General features: G+C 72.4%; 1 protein-coding gene. It reads right to left on the bottom strand.

The annotated features are described in order from the left end of the window. The coding region (locus D183_RS0117405; protein ID WP_017910129.1) for a sensor histidine kinase at positions 1-728 on the bottom strand (728 nt) is incomplete at both ends.

The raw sequence follows: 728 nt of genomic DNA on the forward strand, positions 1-728 counted from the left end.
TGGCGCGCAGGCGGAAGCCGGCGCCTGGCGCGGCCGCCACGTCCAGGCTGCCGCCATACTGGCTCAGGCGCTCGCGCATGCCGCGCAGGCCGTTGCCGGGGGCCAGGGTCTCGCACCCGCGGCCGTCGTCGCGCGCCTGGATCACCACCTGCGGGCCGTCGCGGCGCACCTCGATCCACAGATTGTCGGCCTGGGCGTGGCGCACCGCGTTGGTGATGATTTCCTGGGTGCAGCGCAGCAACACGTGCGCGCGCTCGGGATCCTCCACGGTCAGCGGCTCCTCCACCTGCAGGTGGATCTGCAGCGACGGCACCCGCTCGGCCAGCGGCCGCAGCGCCGCCGCCAGGTCGATCGCGCCGCTGTCGCGCAACTGGCTGACCGCCTCGCGCACGTCGGTCAGCAGCAGCTTGGCCAGGGTATGCGCCTGCTGCACGTGCTCCTGCGCGCGGCCCTCGGTGATATGGCCGGCCACTTCCAGGTTCAGGCTGAGCGCGGTCAGGTGGTGGCCGAGCAGGTCGTGCAGTTCGCGCGAGATGCGGGTGCGCTCGTTGACCCGGGCGCTCTCGGCCAGCAGCGCGCGGGTGGCGCGCAGCTCGGCGTTGAGCTGGCGCTGCTCCTCGCGCGCCTGGGTCTGCTGACGCGCGACCAGGCTGGTGACGAAGATGAACATGGAGAAGCCGCCGTACAGCAGCGACTGCATCAGCGCCTCGAACGGCGGGAAGCCGATG

It is taken from the genome of Xanthomonas sp. SHU 199 (assembly GCF_000364665.1).
Taxonomy (GTDB): Bacteria; Pseudomonadota; Gammaproteobacteria; order Xanthomonadales; family Xanthomonadaceae; genus Xanthomonas_A; species Xanthomonas_A sontii.